15 protein-coding genes and 1 pseudogene are annotated in these 19,724 nt (G+C 61.8%); 13 read left to right on the top strand and 3 right to left on the bottom strand.

Annotation, left to right across the window (positions count from 1 at the left end; all coding sequences use genetic code 11):
* Positions 1–13: 13 nt before the first annotated feature.
* From L1069_RS03510 to L1069_RS03500, 3 genes are all read right to left on the bottom strand, one after another.
* On the bottom strand, positions 14–631 hold the full coding sequence (locus L1069_RS03510; RefSeq protein ID WP_237454800.1) for a MotA/TolQ/ExbB proton channel family protein: 618 nt from the start codon (positions 629–631) through the stop codon (positions 14–16).
* Between the two features lie 3 nt (positions 632–634).
* A complete protein-coding gene (locus L1069_RS03505; protein ID WP_129373171.1) occupies positions 635–1,054 on the bottom strand; it encodes a hypothetical protein in 420 nt (139 codons plus the stop codon).
* 61 nt (positions 1,055–1,115) lie between these two features.
* Positions 1,116–1,961, bottom strand: coding sequence for a hypothetical protein (locus tag L1069_RS03500; protein WP_129373172.1), 846 nt, complete (start codon positions 1,959–1,961; stop codon positions 1,116–1,118).
* Between the two features lie 186 nt (positions 1,962–2,147).
* Between L1069_RS03500 and tssA the strand changes: the two genes are divergently transcribed.
* The 13 genes and pseudogenes from tssA to L1069_RS24240 all read left to right on the top strand — a co-directional run bounded on the left by tssA (position 2,148) and on the right by L1069_RS24240 (position 19,704).
* On the top strand, positions 2,148–3,221 hold the full coding sequence (gene tssA, locus L1069_RS03495; RefSeq protein ID WP_134831699.1) for a type VI secretion system protein TssA: 1,074 nt from the start codon (positions 2,148–2,150) through the stop codon (positions 3,219–3,221).
* 70 nt (positions 3,222–3,291) lie between these two features.
* Positions 3,292–3,807, top strand: coding sequence for a type VI secretion system contractile sheath small subunit (tssB, locus tag L1069_RS03490; RefSeq protein ID WP_129373174.1), 516 nt, complete (start codon positions 3,292–3,294; stop codon positions 3,805–3,807).
* A 15-nt stretch (positions 3,808–3,822) separates the two neighbouring features.
* Entirely contained in the window at positions 3,823–5,319 is a 1,497-nt protein-coding gene (gene tssC / locus L1069_RS03485) for a type VI secretion system contractile sheath large subunit (protein ID WP_129373175.1), read from the top strand.
* A 67-nt stretch (positions 5,320–5,386) separates the two neighbouring features.
* Positions 5,387–5,887, top strand: coding sequence for a type VI secretion system tube protein Hcp (locus L1069_RS03480; RefSeq protein ID WP_129373176.1), 501 nt, complete (start codon positions 5,387–5,389; stop codon positions 5,885–5,887).
* Between the two features lie 90 nt (positions 5,888–5,977).
* Positions 5,978–6,781 carry a type VI secretion system accessory protein TagJ gene (locus tag L1069_RS03475; RefSeq protein ID WP_129373177.1) on the top strand — a complete coding sequence of 268 codons (804 nt, stop codon included), beginning with the start codon at positions 5,978–5,980 and terminating at the stop codon, positions 6,779–6,781.
* Positions 6,774–7,271: a type VI secretion system baseplate subunit TssE gene (tssE, locus tag L1069_RS03470; protein WP_129373178.1), complete on the top strand. Its 498-nt coding sequence runs from the start codon at positions 6,774–6,776 to the stop codon at positions 7,269–7,271. The genes L1069_RS03475 and tssE overlap by 8 nt, the downstream gene beginning before the upstream one ends.
* 1 nt (position 7,272) lies before the next feature.
* Positions 7,273–9,150 (top strand): type VI secretion system baseplate subunit TssF, encoded by a 1,878-nt coding sequence (gene tssF, locus L1069_RS03465; RefSeq protein WP_129373179.1) that lies wholly within the window; start codon positions 7,273–7,275, stop codon positions 9,148–9,150.
* Positions 9,114–10,169 (top strand): type VI secretion system baseplate subunit TssG, encoded by a 1,056-nt coding sequence (gene tssG, locus L1069_RS03460; protein WP_237454799.1) that lies wholly within the window; start codon positions 9,114–9,116, stop codon positions 10,167–10,169. The genes tssF and tssG overlap by 37 nt, the downstream gene beginning before the upstream one ends.
* A 1-nt stretch (position 10,170) precedes the next feature.
* A complete protein-coding gene (tssH, locus tag L1069_RS03455) occupies positions 10,171–12,894 on the top strand; it encodes a type VI secretion system ATPase TssH (protein WP_129373181.1) in 2,724 nt (907 codons plus the stop codon).
* Between the two features lie 35 nt (positions 12,895–12,929).
* Complete coding sequence (locus L1069_RS03450; RefSeq protein WP_237454798.1) at positions 12,930–14,177, top strand: hypothetical protein; 1,248 nt, start codon at positions 12,930–12,932, stop codon at positions 14,175–14,177.
* A gap of 69 nt (positions 14,178–14,246) precedes the next feature.
* A complete protein-coding gene (locus L1069_RS03445; RefSeq protein ID WP_237454797.1) occupies positions 14,247–15,101 on the top strand; it encodes an ion transporter in 855 nt (284 codons plus the stop codon).
* Positions 15,094–15,585 (top strand): annotated as a pseudogene (tssB, locus tag L1069_RS03440) (type VI secretion system contractile sheath small subunit); the annotation flags it as partial. The gene L1069_RS03445 and the pseudogene tssB (L1069_RS03440), both read left to right, overlap by 8 nt.
* Positions 15,586–16,095: 510 nt before the next feature.
* Positions 16,096–19,704, top strand: coding sequence for a type VI secretion system contractile sheath large subunit (locus L1069_RS24240; protein ID WP_343328038.1), 3,609 nt, complete (start codon positions 16,096–16,098; stop codon positions 19,702–19,704).
* The last annotated feature ends 20 nt before the right edge of the window (positions 19,705–19,724 follow it).

Below are 19,724 nucleotides of genomic sequence, written 5' to 3'. Positions count from 1 at the left end.
AGCTTCCCCCGTGTCAGCGCAACCCGTCGATCAGCAGCAGGCGGCCGGCGGCGCTTTCGATGGCTTGCGCGGCGGTGTCGATGCGGGCGGCAAACAGCCCTGCGGCGACAGCGGCGGGGATGGCGACCAAGAGGCCCGCGGCGGTGGTCAGCAGCGCCTGCCAGATGCCGCCGGCCAGCACCGAGGCATTGGCGGCACCCTGCGCCAGTTCCAGCTCCTGAAAGGACTGGATCATGCCCAGGACGGTGCCCAGCAGCCCCAAAAGCGGCGAGACCATGGCGATGAGTTCCAGCAGGCGGATGAGGGAGTTCATCCGGCTCACTTCCTCATTGCCGCGGCGCTGCAGTTCATCTTGCAAAAGCGGGCCGCTCAGGCCTTCCTGCAGCGCTTGCATGGCATAGGCCATCACCCGGTCGGCGGGGGATTTTCCGGCGGCGATACTGTTCTGCGCCTGTTTGCGGTCGCCGTCCTTCCACAGGGTCAGGGCCTGTTCGCGGCCCGCCTGGCCGGAGCGTACTGGCCAAAGCTGGATCAGCTTCACCGCGATTACAGTCAATGACATCAGCGACATCAGCGCCAGCAGCGCAATCACCGGGCCGCCGGTGCCGAGGATTTCCCAGGTGCCGCTCATGGCTTATTTCACCAGTGGCGCGGCAGCGCGGGAGCCAAGTTCGAGGATCGGGAAACAGTCCATCTGGTCCTCGTTCTGGGGCTGGCAGGTGGTGATGTCATGCAGCAGGATTTCAGAGATGTTGCCGCAGTTGATTTCCGGAATCTCGAACAGTTTCAGGGTGGTGCGCTGGACGGGCAGGGGGGCGGCGTCGATTGACAGCAGCCGGTCGATCACGCCCTGGCCGTCGAGGATGGCCAAAGACATCTCGAAGCCTTCAAAGCTTTTGCCGGTCTGGTTGCGGAACAGGAAGAAGGCGCGGCAGCCGCCGCCGTCGATCTCCTCGGTCTTGTTCAACTCGACCCGCAAGGGGCCGGTTTCGGCAGCCGCCGCCAACGGCAGGGCAGCGAGTGCGAGGGCAGATAGCAGGCGTTTCAAAGGCATTACTGTCTCCGGGTTCCGGGTATCGTTGACCAGCCCGCGGCGCGCGGATTGGGGTGTTGGGTCAAACCAGCGCGGTCAGCGCCTTTTCGATCTTGTCCATGGCGTCGCGAGCGGAATCGAGGTCGCGGCGTTTCAGGTGGCGCGCTGCCACATGCAGGGCGCGGCCAAGGCGGTCGCGGACCTTGCCCGGCGCGCGGGCGACATTGGCCTGCAAGGATTGTGCGCGTTTGACCTGGGCGCCCAAGCTGCGCTGATCCATTTCGCGCTGGCCGCGTTTCATCGACTTGGCCTCATCCTCGCGGTCCTGGCCGATGCGGGCAACGGCGCGTTCGATCACCACCACCATCGTCTCGGCCTCCTGCAGGCGGCCGTCGTTGATCAGGCTGACGGACTTGGCGAGGGCGCGTTTGAGTTTCAGTTCCAGCGGGCCGGGGGCGAGGGAGATTCGGGGCTGGATGCGCTTCAGGCGGCGTTTCAGCGGCGCGATGGCGCTGGCGTCGATGCCGGAGGCGGAAATATCGGCGGCGTCTTCCTCTGTCACCTGGCCTTCCGGCGCTTCCGGTTTGAGGCTGTCCAGCAGGTTGCCGCCGTCGTCGTAGAACAGCACGTTGACCTTGGCCGGGTTGCGTTTGAGGAATTTCTTCAGCTCGGTGACCATCCGCTGCGGCGCGCTTTCGCAGATCACTTCCATCTCGCCGGAGCGCACCACATAGGTGCCCCAGGCCATCGGCGGGCCGCCGCCTTCCTTTTTCATCGGGGCCTTCAGGGCTTCCGGTTTCTTGCCTGGCTGGATCATCAGCAGCGGATCTTTGCCCTGGTCCAGGCAGAAGGCGAAACTCATCCGCTTCCTGGCTCCTTCGCGAACCATCGCTTTGACTTCCTTGCCGGAAATGCGCTCAATACTCATTATTCGTCCGCCGCAAAATGTTGTGAAACCATTTGACTTTAGGATGCCGATAAGGCTCTCTTGGGGTCAAGTTTTAGTTTGAGATTAGGGCAACCTTAACCACCGGACCTGAAAAAGGTGGGGGTTTGCTTGACGTTACGTCAATAAAGCCGCAAACCGGAAAAAAAAGCGGGGGCAAGCAAGACAATGGATCCAGCAGCATTACTGCAATCCAAAGGGGACGACGCGCCCAGCGGCGAGAACCTCGAATACGATCCAGCCTTCACGGAGATGGAGCTGGCGGCCCAGCCGGGGGAAGAATCGGTGGTGGGCAACGAGACGATCGAGGCCACGGATCCGGATTACCGCGAAGTTCAGAAGAAAGCGCTGGAAGTGCTGGAGCGCAGCCATGATCTGCGTGCTGCAGTGTTCCTGGGCGATGCGCTGCTGCATTCCGAAGGGCTGGCGGGCTTTGCCGATGCGACCGCCTATATCCGCGGCTGCCTGGCGGAGTTCTGGGAGAGCTGCCATCCGGAGCTGGATGAGGACGACGGCGACCCGACCATGCGGATCAATGCGATCCAGGATTTATGCGGCCAGCCGGACGGGATGGCGGGGCCATCGCCGCTCTACCGCTCCTTGCGCCGGGCGCCGTTGAGCGAAAGCCGCGGCTTTGGCCGGTTCTGCCTGCGCGACATTGAGATTGCCGAAGGGGTGGTGACCGCCCCCGAAAACATGGAGCATATTCCGGACACGGCTACTATTGGCGCGGCCTTTCAGGACAGCGACGAAGAAATCGTGTCTGCAAGGCTTGCGGCAATCGTGGCGGCGGAAGAGAATGTCCGGGCAATCTCAGCGGTGTTCGATGAGCAGACACCGGGGCAGGGCCCGGATCTGAGTGCGCTGATCAAGTTGCTGCAGCAGATCGCCAAACGCATTCGTGAGTATGCTAACATGAGTGCTGAGGAAGGCGCCGGCGATGACAGCGCTGCAGAGGATGCAGCGGCTGACGAGGGCGGCGCGGCCGCGCCGGCTGCTGGCGGCAGCGCTGCGGCGGCAGCGCCGGGGGTGATCAATTCGCCCATGGATGTGTCCAATGCGCTGGACCGTATCATTGCCTATTACCGGCGGCGGGAGCCGTCGAGCCCGCTGCCGATCCTGCTGGAGCGGGCGAAGAAACTGGTGGGGGCCGACTTCCTCACCATTATGAATGACATGGCCCCGCAGGGGGTGGAGAATGTCCACCTTATCGGCGGGATCGACGAAAATGACGACGACTGACGGACGCGGAATATGCAGCGGCGGAACGGGCCGCGGCAACCGTGAAAGCAAGACGAGTAAGGAGACCTAGATGGCCGGAAGTTCACAGAAATTCATCGCCCGCAACCGGGCACCAAGGGTCCAGATCGAATATGACGTCGAGCTGTATGGAGCCGAGAAGAAGGTGCAGCTGCCGTTTGTGATGGGCGTGATGAGCGACCTGGCGGGCAAATCCGAAGTGGAGCAGCCCGCAGTTGCGGACCGCAAGTTCCTCGAAATCGACGTGGACAACTTCGATGACCGGATGAAGTCGATGGCGCCGCGCGCCGCCTTCACGGTGCCCAACACGCTGACCGGCGAGGGCAACCTGGCGGTCGACATCACGTTTGAGAGCATGGACGATTTCAAGCCTGCCGCGATTGCCGCCAAGGTGGAGCCGCTGCGCGAGCTCTTGGAAGCGCGCACCCAGCTCAGCAACCTGATGACCTATATGGACGGCAAGACCGGCGCCGAGGATCTGATCTCGAAGATCATTCAGGACCCGAGCCTGCTGAAGACGCTGGCAGCGCAGCCGAAACCCGGCGGCGACGCCGAGAGCGAAGAATAAGAGAGGAGGACAGAGATGGCTGAAGAAGAACTCCAGGCGGAAGCCGCTGCTGGTGAAGCCGCCTTTGGCTCTGCCGAATTTGCAAGCCTGCTGCAAAAGGAATTCCGCCCCAAGTCGGACCAGGCCAAGACGGCCGTTGAAAGCGCGGTCAAAACCCTGGCCGAGCAGGCGCTGGCAAACACCGCGCTGGTGTCCGATGACGCGTTGCGCTCGATCGAGAGCATTGTGTCGGCAATTGACGCGAAGCTGACCGAGCAGGTCAATCTGATCCTGCACAACGCGGACTTCCAGCAGCTGGAAAGCGCCTGGCGCGGGCTGCACTATCTGGTCAACAACACCGAGACCGATGAACAGCTGAAAATCCGGGTGATGCCGATCACCAAAAAGGAAATGTCGAAGACCCTGAAGAAATTCAAGGGCACGGCATGGGACCAGTCGCCGCTGTTCAAGAAAATCTACACCGAGGAATTCAGCCAGCTGGGCGGCGAGCCTTACGGCTCCCTCGTGGCGGATTACCATTTCGACCACTCGCCGCCGGACATCGAACTGCTGGGTGAAATGTCCAAGATCGCCGCGGCCGCCCATGCGCCGCTGATCACCGGCGCCAAGCCGACTCTGTTCCAGATGGACAGCTGGTCGGAACTGTCGAACCCGCGCGATCTGACCAAGATTTTCCAGACCCCGGAATATGCCGCCTGGCGCTCCTTGCGCGACAGCGAGGATGCGAAATACGTCGGTCTGGCCATGCCGCGGTTCCTGGGCCGTCTGCCCTATGGCTCGAAAACCGATCCGGTGGACGAGTTTGCCTTTGAGGAAGACACCGCAGGCGCCACCAGCGAGAAATACGGCTGGGTCAACGCGGCCTATGGCATGGCGGTGAACATCACCCGCTCGTTCAAGATGTACGGCTGGTGCTCGCGGATCCGCGGCGTGGAAAGCGGCGGCACGCTGGAAAACCTGCCCTCGCATACTTTCCCGACCACCGATGGCGGCGTCGATCAGAAATGCCCGACCGAGATTGCCATTGACGACCGGCGCGAGGCGGAATTGGCGAAGAACGGTATGATGCCGCTTATTCACCGTAAAAACACCGATGTGGCCACCTTTATGGGCGCGCAATCACTGCACAAACCGGCGGAATATGACGACCCGGATGCCTCTGCCAACGCCAATCTGGGCGCGCGGCTGCCATATCTGTTCGCCACATGCCGGTTTGCGCACTATCTGAAGTGCATGGTGCGGGACAAAGTCGGCTCGTTCAAAAGCCGTCAGGACATGGAATCCTGGCTGCAGGACTGGATCAACAACTATGTTGATTTCAACGCGGATATCTCTTCGGAGAACGAGAAGGCGCGCAAACCTCTGGCCGCAGCCGAAGTGGTTGTGGAAGAGGTCGAGGGCAACCCGGGGTATTACACCTCAAAATTCTTCCTGCGCCCGCATTACCAGCTTGAGGGGCTTTCTGTCTCGCTGCGGCTGGTATCCAAACTGCCCTCGGAAAAGGGAGGCTGATTTTCCACTCCCCAGCCTCAAACGATCATAGCGCAGTAGAGATCTTAGTTATTGAAAGGATAGAAAAATGGCTGCTAATATGTTTGTGCAAATCTCGGATGTCGATGGTGACGCCACAGAAGAACAGCACAAGAAATGGATCGTCATCCAGTCCGCAAGCTGGAATGTCGAGCGTGCCGTTGAAATGACCGATCTGGGTTCGACCCAGCGGATGCATGCAAATTCGAACTTCGGCAAAATCGAACTGACCTCGCAGATGGGCAAAGCGTCCAACGGTCTGGCGCTGTCGGTGGCAAATGGCACCGTGCGCCCGGAAATCATCATGCATTGGTGCCGGTCGGGTGACAGCGCCAGCGCAGGCCTGCTGGTCTATTCGGTCTGGAAGCTGAAAGACGTGGTGATCGACAGCTACTCGATCTCGGGCAGCGAAGACGGCATCCCGGAAGAGACCTGGTCGCTGGCTTATGCCTCGATCGAGCATGAGTACAAATCGACCAACCAGAAAACCGGTAAACTGACCACTGAAGGCACCTTTAAGTGGAACGTTCAGACCGGCAAGGTCGAGTAAAACCAATGGCTGGCCCCGGGCGTATTTCATGCCCGGGGTCTGTTTTTCTGACGTATTTGCAGCATCCACCCCAGTTGCGGAGTAGACCCCATGACACCCGAAGAGCATCTGAAAGCTGGTGATCCCAGGGCGGCGCTGGAGGCGCTGCAGCAAAAAATCCGGGGTGATGCGAGCAACGCCAAGCTGCGGGTGTTCCTGTTTCAGCTGCTGTGCGTTCTGGGCGACTGGAACCGGGCGATTGCCCAGCTGAAGGCGGCGGCGGGGCTGGATGAAGGTGCCACGGTGATGGCGCAGGCCTACCGTGAGGCGATCATCTGCGAGGTCTACCGCGAGAAGGTTTTTGCCGGTGAAAAATCGCCGCTGATCCTGGGCGAGCCTGAGGAATGGCTGGCGCATCTGATCGAAGCCCAGAAACTGCTGGCAACCGGCAATCCCACAGAAGCGGCAGAGCTGCGCGCCAAGGCCTTTGATGCGGCCCCGGCCAGTTCCGGCGAAGTCAACGGCAAAAAGTTCGACTGGATTGCGGACGCCGACATGCGGCTGGGTCCGGTGCTGGAGGCGGTGATCAACGGCAAATACTACTGGCTGCCGTTTGCGCAGATCGTCTCATTCGAGGCCGAGGAGCCGAGCGATTTGCGCGATGCGGTCTGGACCGCCGGCACGCTGACCCTGGCGGGCGGCGGTTCGGTGGCAGCGATGATCCCGACGCGCTACCCCGGATCCGAGAAGGCGGACGGATTGTCGATGCTGGCGCGTGCCACAGTGTGGCAGGATGCCGGCGCGGAAACCTACACCGGTCTTGGCCAGCGGCTGCTGGCGATCGGCGATGAAGATATTGCCATCATGGATGTGCGCACACTCCGGATGGATGGGCATGACATAGAGAATGGCTGACAAAACTCTGGCCGAGCGCCTGCAGCCGTCGCTGCTGGACCGGCTGACCGACAATGCACCTGGCGATCAGAAGGAAACCCGCGAGAGCCGGGTTATCGATCTGTCGCGGCTGCGGGAAATCATCCAGCGCGATCTGTCCTGGCTGCTGAACACCCAGAATGTCGAAAGCCATTTTGATGCGCAGAAATATCCGTCGGTGTCGGCTTCGGTGCTGAACTACGGGCTGATCGAAGTGGCCGGCGAAGCCTCGACCAGTGAAAAGGCCGAAGCGATCCGCCAATCGATCAAACAGGCGATTGCAACCTATGAGCCGCGGATCATCGAAGGCTCGGTGGATGTGCGGCTGCAGGATGGGACCGATGCGACCGAGATGACCGTGGGGCTGGAAATCCGCGCCGACATGTGGGCGCAACCGATGCCGCTGGAGCTGTATTTGCGCAGCAAGGTCGATCTGACCACCGGCGAAGTGGAAATGGAAAGGGCCCTGTAAGATGGATACACGGCTGCTGACCCATTACGAGAACGAGCTGAACTACCTGCGCGACATGGGCGGAGAGTTTGCGGCTGCCTATCCCAAGATCGCGGCGCGGCTGGGGATGGAAGGGGTTGAGGTTCTGGACCCCTATGTGGAACGGCTGCTGGAGGGGGCGGCGTTTCTGACTGCCCGCGTCCAGCTGGAGCTGGAGCTGCAATACCCAAATTTCACCTCGAACCTTTTGGAAATCATCTATCCGCATTACCTGGCGCCGACGCCGTCGATGATGATTGCGTCGTTTGAGCCGGATGTGGCGAATTCAGCGGTCAAAAGCGGCTATGTGCTGAAGCGCGGATCGACCCTGCGGTCGCGGCTGACCGAGGGCGAGCAGACGCCTTGCGAGTTCCGCACCTCTGCCGATCTGACCATGTGGCCGATCCAGATCACCGAGGCGCAGTATATCGACGGGCGCGGCGAGCTGGTCGCGGCGGGCGTTGCCGCAGGATATGACGCCCGCGCGGGCATCCGGTTGCGGGTCAAGCGGATTGACGGCGATCCGATCAGCAAGCTGGGGTTGGATGATCTGTCGCTGTATCTGACCAGCGAGGCGGGTAACAGCTGGCCGCTGCTGGAACTGCTGTGCACCCAGGTGCAGGGAATTGTTGCGCGCTCCACCGACCGGCGGGCGGATTGGCAGCTGCCATTGCGCGGCGCCAAAGTGGTGCAAAAAGGCTTTGGCCCGGAGGAGGCGCTGCTGCCGCTGCCGCGCCGGGTCTATGACGGCTATCGGCTGCTGCAGGAGTATTTTGCAATGCCGGAGCGGTTCCGTTTTGTGGAACTGCAGGGGCTGCAGGAGGGGTTGAAGAAATCCGCCGGCGACGAAGTGGATCTGTATATCCTGCTGCGCGAGGGAATGCCGGAGATTGCCCCGATCGTGGTGCCTGATGTGTTCAAGCTGAACACGGTGCCGGCCGTGAACCTGTTTGAAAAACGCTGCGACCGGGTGCGGATTGCGCCGATCGATACCGAGCACCACGTGATCCCGAACCGGACTGCGGGCCTGGATTTTGAGATTTACGGGCTGAACAGCGTGGTCGGGATCAGCGGCGAGGGCGAGGACGACGTGATCTTCCGCCCGTTCTATTCGGCGAATGATTTCACCGCCGCGGGCGAAAGCCACCCGGCTTATTACACCGTCAAACGGCGGATGCGGCAGCGCTCGGAAAAGGAACGTCTGCGCGGGGTGCGCAGTTCCTACCTGGGGTCGGAAGTCTATCTGACGCTGGTGGACCGGTCGCAGGTGCCCTATTCCTCGGGGCTGGAGCAGCTGGCGGTCAACGCGCTATGCACCAACCGCGACCTGCCGATGCTGCTGGCCACCGGCAATGACGATGTGTTCCATCTGCCCGAAGGCGGGCCGGTGCGCAAAGTGACGCTGCCGGTGTCGCCAACCCGCCCGCATCCCACCCTGGCGCAGGGCGATACCGCCTGGCGGCTGATCTCGCACCTCAGCCTCAACTACGTATCGATTGCCGAGACCGGCAAGGGCCAGTCGGCGGAAGCGCTGCGCGAGCTGGTCGGGCTTTATGCGCCCTTGGGCGACCGGGTGACGGAAAAGCAGCTGGAGGGGATCCTATCGGTGGGCGCACGCCCCATTGTGCGGCGGATGAGCGACGAGATCCTGTCAACCGCTGTGCGCGGGCTGGAGATCACCCTGGGCTTTGACGAGAGTTATTTCGAGGGCAGCAACATCTATGTGCTGGGGGCCGTGCTGGAGCGGTTCATGCGCGGCTATGCCAGCATCAACTCATTCACGGAGACAGTCCTGAAGACTGAAAAACGCGGGGAAATTGCCAGATGGCGACCGGAAAAGGGCCTCGGCCGGACGATCTGAGCCTGTATGGCCGATTGGCCATGGCGCCTGAAAAGCACCATGTTTTTCAAGCCCTGCGGGTGTTGGAGGCGCATTTCAATGATGCCCCGCGCCTGGGCGAAAGCCGCCGCCCGCGCGAGGACAAGCTGCGTTTGGGGCAAGAGGCGGAACTGGCGTTCCCGCCCTCGACCATTGCGGATTTCAAACCGGCCGAGGGGGGCAAACCGGCGGTTCTGACCAACCGGTTTTTCGGTCTGTTCGGACCGCAGGGGCCGCTGCCGCTGCATCTGACCGAATACGCCCGCGACCGCAAAAGGAACCACCGCGACCCGACGATGGTGGCCTTTGCCGACATGCTGACGCACCGGCTGATGAGCCTGCTGTACCGGGCCTGGACCCAAGGGTCTCCGGCGGTCAGTTTTGACCGGGCCGATGATCCGATGGCGCGCAAGGTGTCGTCGCTGATCGGCTATAACGGATTTAAATTCGGCGACCGGGACGACATGCCGGATCTCGCCAAGCTGCATTTTGCCGGCCATCTGGCCAAGGGTGCAAAGAATGCCGAGGGGCTGGTGTCGATCCTGTCGGCGTTTTTTGAGGTGCCTGTGCAGCTGGAGGAATTTGTCGGCAGCTGGCTGGAACTGGAGCCGGACGACCGCTGGCAGCTGGGTTATGGCGGATTGGGGCACAGCACCAGCATCGGCAACAAGGTCTGGAGCCGCTCCGCCAAGTTCCGCATCCGGATCGGGCCGTTGAAACTGGACGATTACGAGCGGCTGCTGCCGGGCGGCGAGGCTTTGAAACGGCTGCGCGCGATTGTGCGCTCATATGCCGGGGATTTTCTGGATTGGGACGTGAACCTGATCCTGGCAGGCGACGAGGTGCCGCGCGCGTCTTTGGGCGGCACCACCCGGCTGGGGCATACCAGCTGGATCCGGTCGCGCCCCGACCCGGACGCGGACCAGCCGGACGTGAATGATTTATACCTGTACCCGGGATTTGGCGCCGGGGCTGACGAGCGAATAGAGGGAGGGATTTAAGATGACCGAGATCAGCCGCGTGGCGCTGTTTGGCAAGCTGAACAAGCTGGGATACCAGGCCGTGGAAAGCGCAACCGTGTTCTGCAAGATGCGGGGCAACCCCTATGTCGAACTGGTGCATTGGCTGCATCAGCTTTTGGCGCAGCAGGACAGCGACATTCACCGGATCATTCAGCATTATGATTTGGATGCCGGCAAGATTGCCACCGAACTGACCCGTGCTTTGGACATGCTGCCGCGCGGCGCGTCGACGATCTCGGATCTGTCGGACCATCTGATGGATGCGATGGAACGCGGCTGGGTCTGGGGATCTTTGCTGTATTCGGCAGGCCAGGTGCGCAGCGGTCATTTGCTGCTGGGCATGCTGAAGACACCGGCCCTGCGCAACATTCTGTCAAATATGTCGCCGGAGCTGGCCGGGATCGGCGCTGATGATCTGGCGGATAACTTCAACGATGCCACTGATGGTTCGCCCGAGGAACGGATGGGCGCGCAGGATGGATCGAATGTCACCGGCGGCGGTGCGGAACCGGGCGAGGCTTCCGGGTCGATGGCGCCGGGCGCAATGGGCAAGGGCGAGGCGTTGGAGCAATTCTGCACCGACCTGACCGAGCAGGCGCGCAACGGCGAGATTGACCCGATTGTCGGCCGGGATGAGGAAATCCGCCAGATCGTCGATATCCTGATGCGCCGCAGGCAGAACAACCCGATCCTGACCGGCGAGGCGGGGGTCGGCAAAACCGCGGTGGTCGAGGGATTTGCGTTGCGGATTGCCCGCGGTGACGTGCCGCCTGCGCTGCAGGATGTGCGGCTTTTGGTGCTGGATGTGGGTTTGTTGCAGGCTGGCGCCAGCATGAAGGGCGAGTTTGAAAACCGCCTGCGCCAGGTGATTGACGAGGTGCAGGCCAGCCCGGTGCCGATTGTGATGTTTGTCGATGAGACCCACACGCTGGTGGGCGCCGGCGGCGCGGCAGGCACCGGCGATGCGGCCAACCTTCTGAAACCGGCGCTGGCGCGCGGCACCCTGCGCACCATCGGCGCCACCACCTGGGCCGAGTACAAGAAATACATCGAAAAGGATCCGGCGCTGACCCGCCGCTTCCAGGTGGTGAAGGTGGATGAGCCGGGCATCCAGAAGGCAATCCTGATGATGCGCGGCATCGCCTCGATGCTGGAAAATCACCACCGGGTGCAGGTGCTGGACGAGGGGATCGAGGCTGCGGTCAGCCTTTCGGCGCGCTACATCCCGGCACGCCAGCTGCCCGATAAATCCGTCAGCCTTCTGGATACCGCCTGTGCCCGCGTGGCGGTCAGCCAACACGCGGTTCCGGCTGAAGTGGACGACAGCCAGCGCCGGATCGAGGCGCTGACCACCGAACTGGAGATCATCGGCCGGGATGAGACCGCAGGCTATGAGGTCGCAGACCGGCGCGCGGCGGCGGAGGCTGCCAAAGCGGCTGAGGAGGAACGGCTGGCCGGGCTGACCGAACGCTGGGACAAGGAAAAGGCGGTTGTCGAGGGCATTCTGGACCTGCGCGCCAAGCTCCGGGAGGGGGCCGCGCCCGTGGACACAGCCCCGGATACTGGGGAAGACGGCGCGGAGGGCGCTGCCGATAGCCCGCTGTCCGATGAAGACCGCGCAGAACTGATGCAGCAGCTGAAGGACAAGAACGCTGAGCTGGAGACGCTGCAGGGCGACAGCGCGCTGATCCTGCCGATTGTCGACCATCAGGCGGTGGCGAGCGTGGTGGGCGACTGGACCGGTATTCCAGTAGGCCGCATGGTCAAGGACGAGATCGAAACCATTCTGAACCTGGAAGAACATCTGGCGAAACGGGTGATCGGCCAGGATCACGCGATGAAGATGATCGCCAAACGGATCCAGACCAGCCGCGCCGGGCTGGACAATCCGAACAAGCCGATCGGGGTGTTCATGCTGGCTGGCACCTCGGGCGTGGGCAAGACCGAAACCGCGCTGGCGCTGGCCGAGGTGCTGTACGGCGGTGAACAGAACGTTATCACCATCAACATGTCGGAATATCAGGAAGCCCATACCGTCAGCAGCCTGAAAGGCGCGCCTCCGGGCTATGTCGGTTACGGCGAGGGCGGGGTGCTGACCGAAGCGGTGCGGCGCAAGCCCTATTCCGTGGTGCTGCTGGACGAGGTTGAAAAGGCGCACCCGGATGTGCATGAGATCTTTTTCCAGGTCTTTGATAAGGGTGTGATGGAGGACGGCGAGGGCCGTATCATCGATTTCAAGAACACGCTGATCCTGCTGACGTCGAATGTGGGCACCGAAACGATCATGGATCTGTGTTCGGACCCGGACTTGATGCCGGAGCCGGAGGGCATGGCAAAAGCACTGCGCGATCCGCTGGTCAAAGTGTTCCCGCCGGCGCTGCTGGGGCGTCTGGTGGCGATCCCCTATTATCCGCTCAGCCCGGAGATGATCGGCGAGATCACCAAGCTGCAGCTGGGCCGGATCCAGAAACGGGTGCAGGAGTCGCATGGGGTGCCGTTTGAGTATTCGGACGCCGTGGTGGAAGAGATCGTCAACCGCTGCCAGGAGCTGGACAGCGGCGGCCGGATGATCGACGCGATCGTCACCAACACCATGCTGCCGGATATCTCAAACGAATTTCTGCGCCGCCTGATGGAGGGCAAGGACGTCGAGAAAGTTGCTATCGGCGTCACCGACGGGGAATTTTCATACGCGTTTGACTGATCGCGTCCGAGAGTAATCAGTGGGAAGGAAATCCTATGGTTAAACATGTTGTTATGGACCTGAAAAACCTGGACATCAAAGTGTCCGGGCTGGAGATGGTGGAGCCGCCGAAACTATCGTTCAAGGTGGTGGTCGAACTGGATAAGAAAATGGAGAAGGGGGTCGAGAAGGACCCGCTTCTGCAGCAGGAATTCCATGCCGGTGCCGACGAGGTGCTGGAGCAGACCAAGGACACCATCGAGAAAAAGTGCAAGGTGTTTGACAAGCTGTTTGTCCAGATGGTGGCCAAGGGTGCCTCGGATAAGGACATGGAAAAACAGTTGAAAGGGCTGAATGACGCCATCAAAAATGACGTCAAAGTGGCCGAAAAGGGCGCCGAGCTGGCGGCGCAAAAGGCCTGGACCAGCCTGCAGAAGAAGAAAAAGGAATGGTCCAAGTTCAAGATCAAGATCGGCGTGTCCATTGCCGGCACCCTCGCCGGGCTGGCGGTGAGCATCGCCGCGATGGCGACCTCGCCGTTTTCCGGCGGCGCGGGCGCGGCCTTTGGCATCATCGGCCTGATCAAGTCCGGCGTCACGCTGGCCAAGGACATTGGCAAGCTGGCGATCAATATCGACCAGTCCAAGACCATCCTGGTGAAAAACCTGGCGGTGGTGGAAAAGGCGGCCTCAAACAAGGCGCTGAATGCAGCGAATGAGGTGTCGGCGGCCGTGTTCCAGGAGTTCCTTGGGATCTCGCAGCCGTCGGTCAAGACGGTGGAGGATTCGGCAGATACGCTGAAGGCGAAATACGCCCAGATGGTCGTCAAAATGCATGACCTGTCCAAGAACCTGAACAAGATTCTGAAACAGCAGGAAAAACTGAAGAAGGAATTCCTGGCCGAGGTCGGCAAGAAGCTGAAAAAGCATCCGATCAAGGACAAGAAGACCCAGCTGGTGATGATCAGCAAGGCGCTGGATACAGCCTTGGCGAAAAACTATGCCGAGGTTCAGAAAGCCATCGACAAAATCCAGATCATGTACGGCGATGCGCGCGGCTGGGCCAGCAATATCAAGGAGCTGATGAAGCGGGTGAAGGCACTGACGATCAAGGACCCCAAAGCGCTGAAGGTGTTCCGCGAGGGGTTGAAGTTCGCTGCCCTGGCGCTGTCGCCGATTGACGGCAACTCGATTGCTACCGGCGCCAAGGATCTGGCCCTGGGCGTGGGCGGTGCGGTCGGCGGCTATGCCTACGACAAAATCACCAGCAAGGCGCTGGACGGGACCGTGTTCGACGCGGCCTGACAAATGATGCAAGACCGCCGGGCGCAGAACGTGCCCGGCAAGAATTGAAAGACCGGGTGGAGAAACAAATTGGACAGCAGCGCGCAAACCGAAGGGACGCTCCGGGACCGGGCCCGGGAATTTGTTGAGCGCCAATGGGTAACCAATACCATTCTGGGCATCATCATCTTCAATGCGATCACTCTGGGACTTGGTACCTCTGCTGCGGTGCGGGCGCATGCGGGCGGTCTGCTGGATGTCATCGACACTGTTGTTCTGGGCATTTTTGTTCTGGAACTGGCGCTGAAGCTGTTTGCCCATGGCCTGCGCTTCTTTGCTTCGGCCTGGAATATCTTTGACTTGATTGTGGTCTCGTTCGGCTTGTTCCCGGACAGCCAGGGCCTGTCGGCGCTACGCGGACTGCGGGTGGTGCGGGCGCTGCGGCTGCTGTCGGTCATCCCGCAGATGCGGGCGGTGGTGCAGGCGCTGCTGGATGCCTTGCCGGGCATGGGCGCGGTGATCGTGATGATCTCTATCGTGTTTTATGTGTTCGGCGTGATGGCCACGATGATGTACGGGCAGGCCTTTGATGAATGGTTCGGCACCCTGGGCCGGTCACTGTATTCGCTGTTCCAGATCATGACGCTGGAAAGCTGGTCAATGGGTATCGTGCGGCCGGTGATGGAGGAGTTCCCCTTTGCCTGGTCCTTCTTTGTGCCGTTCATCGTGATCACTGCGTTTTCGGTACTGAACCTGTTCATCGGCCTTCTGGTCAATACCATGCAGACCGCGGTGGAGGCGGACGCCGAGGCCGAATTCGAGAAACTGCGCAATCTGGTGAAATCCGAGACCGATGTGGTGGACGCGCATGTGAGGGAGCTGCACGAGGAGATCAAGGCGTTGCGGTCGGAAATTGCGCAGTTGAAAGGGCAGGGAAATGGCTGACAGCTCGCAAAAGTTTATTGCCCGCAACCGGGCGCCGCGCGTCCAGATTGAATATGACGTGGAGCTGTATGGCGCCGAAAAGAAGGTGCAGCTGCCCTTTGTGATGGGCGTGATGAGCGACCTTGCGGGCAAGTCCACGGTTGAGCAGCCGGCAGTTGCGGACCGCAAATTCCTGGAAATCGATGTCGACAATTTTGACGAACGGATGAAATCTATGGCGCCGCGCGCCGCCTTTACCGTGCCCAACACGCTGACCGGTGAAGGCAACCTGGCGGTCGATCTGACGTTTGAAAGCATGGCGGATTTCTCGCCCGGCGCCATTGCCGCCAAGGTGGATGCGCTGCGCCCGCTGCTGGAGGCGCGCACCCAGTTGCAGAACCTGATGGCTTATATGGACGGCAAGACCGGCGCCGAAACGCTGATTGAGACGATCCTGAACGACCCGTCGCTGCTGGCGGCTGTGTCGGCGCCGGCGGGGGATGCCGGCAGCGCTGCGGCCTTGGACAGTCTGCGCAATCTGGAACTGCCTGAAGAAGAGGCAGATACCAGCGGCGATGTGCTGGCCGGGCTGGCGGCGGCGGCTCCGGAGGCAGCAGCGCCTGCGGATGCATCCGGCGGGATTCTTGACGCATTGCGCGACGCGGTGCCGGAAGATCAGGCGGCAGAGGATGCCTCGTCGGGGATTCTGGAAGGTTTGCGGGATACGGCCCCGCAGGATGCTGCACCCAAAGACACATCCGCTGACGTGCTGGCGGGTCTAAGCGCCGCCGCACCGGCAGACCCCGAACCGGGGGATGATGCGGCGGATGCTTTGGCGGCTTTGGCTGCAACCGGCGTGCCGGAACCCGAAGAAGAGGACGGCGCGGCATCTGTTCTGGAGGGGCTGGCGCAGGCGGACGTGCCTGAAAGGGAAGAAGCGGATACCTCTGGCGAAGTGCTGGCCGGGCTGGCGGCGCAGGAACCCGGGGACGCCGGCACGGAGGATGTGTCCGGGATGGTGCTGGACAGCCTGGCAGCCGCGGACGTGCCGGAAGCTGAAATGGAAGATCATTCCGGTGTCCTGGATGCGCTCGCGGACGTTGATGTGCCGGAGCAGGCAGACACGGCGGCTGATGATGCGCTGGAAAGCCTCGCTGCGGTTGAAACTGCAGAGCAGCCCGCGGAGGATCACACTGGCATTCTGGACGGGCTGGCAGATCAGGCGCCGGAGGATGAAGCGGAAGATGATACCGCGGGTGCCGCCTTGGAAAGTCTGGCGGCGGCAGATGTGCCGGACGCGGATGTCTCTGATGCCTCCGCAGCGGTTCTGGATGAGCTGGCCGGCTTACAGCCGGAAGAGGCAGACGCCGATGATCCGGCGGAGGCAGCTCTGGAAAGTCTGACCCAGGTAGAGATCGCAGAAGACCAGGGCGAAGATATAACCGGTGTTCTAAGTGGACTTCCAGATGTTGAGCCGGTTGCAGAGGATGACGGCAGCGAAGCCGCTGCGGCGCTGGACAGCCTGGCTGATGCCGCCGTCGAAGGCGGCATTGAAGACGGCGGCCCGGAGGATGGCCTGGACGATGTTCTGGAAGGTCTGCTGGAAGACGCTGCAGAGGAGGAAGACAGCGGCAACGCGGCGGAGGATGCCCTGGACAGTCTGGCCTCGGTTGAGACTTCAGAAGCGCCGGAAGACGAGACCGTTGACGTATTGGAAGGGTTGCTGGCGGGCGGCCCGGAGCAAGATGAGGATCCAGGTGAAGATCTGAACGCGGTGCTGGGCAGTCTTGAGACGCCTGAGGAAACGGACGGCCAGGACAGCGCCGCAGACGTGCTGGCCGGTCTGGCAGAGGATCATGCGGAGGACGCGCCCGAGGAGGAGGATGTCCTGGACGGTATCCTTGGCGGGCTGGAAGAACCAGAGGACGATGCCGGGGACAACGATCTGGGTGCTGCGCTGGACACGCTGGAGGCGCCTGCAGAAGATGACGCTGGGGATGGCGGTCTGGATGACTTGCTCGCGGACCTTGGCAGCGATGCGCCCGAGGAGGGCGCCGCGGAAGACATACTGGCGGACCTTGCCGAAGGCGAGGGCGGGCCAGACAGCGCAGATTTGGAAACGAACGCCTTGCTGGATGGCGGAAGTGATGCGGAAGAGCCTGCCGGCGATGACGGTCTGGACAGTCTTCTAGGAGACCTGACGGACGATGATGAGCCTGCATCCGAGGATGATGACCTTGATGCGCTATTGAGTGATACGGACGAAGAGCCGTCAATGGGCGCAGAGGATAGCGGCGATGATTTGGACAGCTTGCTGGGCGGTCTGGACGCGCCGGACGACAGCGCCGCAGAAGAGGGAGAAGACAGCAGCCTGGATGATCTGCTTGGCGGTTTGGACGATGATGGCGCCGCCGGTGATGAAGCGGCGGACGATGATGATCTGGACGCGCTGCTGGGCGGGCTTGATGAGGACAGCGCGGAGGAGGCGGAAGACGCCAGCCTCGATGATCTTCTAGGCGATCTCGGCAGCGAGGAAGAGGAGGGCGATCTGGACGGTCTGCTGGCCGGCCTCGGCGAGGAGGCCTCGGCGGAGGAGGCGGCAGAAGACGCGGGTGCCGAGGATGACCTGGATGCGCTGCTGGGCGGGCTGGGAGATGCGGATTCCGATCTGGACAGCCTGATGGGTGATGATGGCGATATGGATCTGGACGATCTGCTGGGGGATCTTGGCGGTGAGGAAGAGGATGCCGGGGACACGGGGGGCGACGATCTGGATGCGCTGCTGGGGGACCTGGACACCGACGATGACGACCCCGGGGCAGAGGCTGCGGCGGTTGAAGTACCCGATGATCCCGAGTTCGCTTATGGCACCATGAGCGCGGACCGCCCTGATCCGCAGAAGCTGCAGCGCAAGCGGTTCCGGCTGGCCATTCTGGGTGATTTCTCAGGCCGCGCGGCCAAGGGGCAGCTGGAGACCGGCGACGGTCTGGCAGCCCGCAAGGCGATCCTGCTGGACCCGGATACGGTCGAAGATGTGATCGAGAGCTTTGCGGCTGAACTGGTGCTGCCGATCGGCAAGGACGGCGCCGGGATTGCGGTCAAGCTGGAGGATCTGGATGGTCTGCACCCGGATGAGCTGTATGAAAACGTTGAACTGTTTTCCGAACTGGTGGGGCTGCGCAAACAGCTGCAAAGCGGCGCGACAGCGGATCATGCGGCGGGCACGCTGAAGGCCTGGGCGGAGAAACACGGCACCAAGGCGCGGGCGCCAAAGCGGACCTCGGCGGGTAATTCAGTGCCGGCCGACAAACGGCTGAGCGCCTTTCAGCAGCTGATCGGGGCAACCGGCATCACCCCGCGCCCGGCCTCGCCGGTGGAGGAGCTGCTGGCGCGGGTCGTCGGCCCGCATATCCGGGCGCTGCCGGACCCCGATGTGGCGGCAATGCAAAAGGCGGTGGATGAGTCGCTGTCGGATGCGATGCGGCTGGTGCTGCACCATCCGGAGTTCCAGTCGGTGGAGGCGCAGTGGCGCTCGCTTGATCTGATGGCGCGCTCGATCGAGGATGACGATACGCTGGATGTGATGCTGTATGACATCTCGGCCGAGGAATTGGCGGTGGATCTGGCGGCGGAAGAAGACCTGTCGAAAACCGGTTTTGTGCGGCTGTTGACCGAAGAGCCGCTGGACGAGGAGAACGGGCGCGGCGGTTATTCGGCGCTGATCGGCATGTATCAGTTTGAGGAAACCCCGCCGCATGCGGAACTCTTGGGCCGGATTGCGCGGGTGGCGGCGCATGTGGATGCACCGTTCTTTGCCGCGATTTCGCCGGAGTTCCTGAAGACCCCGAAGGCGGAGCGGCCCAAGCTGGTGGCCGATGCCTGGGATACGTTGCAGGGCATGGCGGAGGCCGGGCATCTGGGGCTTGTCAGCCCGCGGTTCCTGCTGCGGCGCCCATATGGTGAGAAGACTGAGCCTTGCTATGAATTTGATTTTGAGGAATTTACTGAAACCGAGGGTCTGAAGGGCATGCTGTGGGCCAACCCGGTGGTGCTGGTGGCGATCCTGCTGGGGCGGTCGTTCCGGCAGAACGGGCCGTCGCTTCAACTGGGTAAAATCATGACTTTGGGGGAGATGCCCTATCATTATGTGAACGATAAGTTCGGCGATCAGGTGGCGCTGCCTTGCACCGAGCGCAATATTGATCTGGACAAGATTACGCTGGCGCAGGAGCGCGGGTTCATGGCGGTGAGTGCGGTCAAGGGGCGGGACGAGGTGCGGCTGACCTCCTTCAATTCTCTGAAGGGCAGCGAGATCCTGGGCCCCTGGACCGGATTGCCGGCGCCGGAACCCTCGCCGCCGGATCCGCGCGGGCAGCCAAAGCCGGCCGAACCAGCGGACGGCGGCAATGATGAAGATGATTTGGATCTTGATCTGGATTTGGGCGGAGATGATGGGGATGATCTCGGCCTGGACGATCTGGACCTTGGAGACGACGGCGGGGATGACGATGGTCTCGGGGATCTGGACGACCTGTTGGCGTCGTTCGGGGACGACGACGATGATGATGACGGGGATGATGATGAAATGGATGCGGACCTCGCCGCGCTTTTGGATGATTTATGATGCGAATGTTTGAGAACACT

Origin of the sequence: Leisingera sp. MMG026, from assembly GCF_021654205.1 — a bacterium.
Classification (GTDB): domain Bacteria; phylum Pseudomonadota; class Alphaproteobacteria; order Rhodobacterales; family Rhodobacteraceae; genus Leisingera.
The sequence above is the reverse complement of the archived record's forward strand: the minus strand, read 5'-3'. Positions and strand labels throughout refer to the sequence as shown.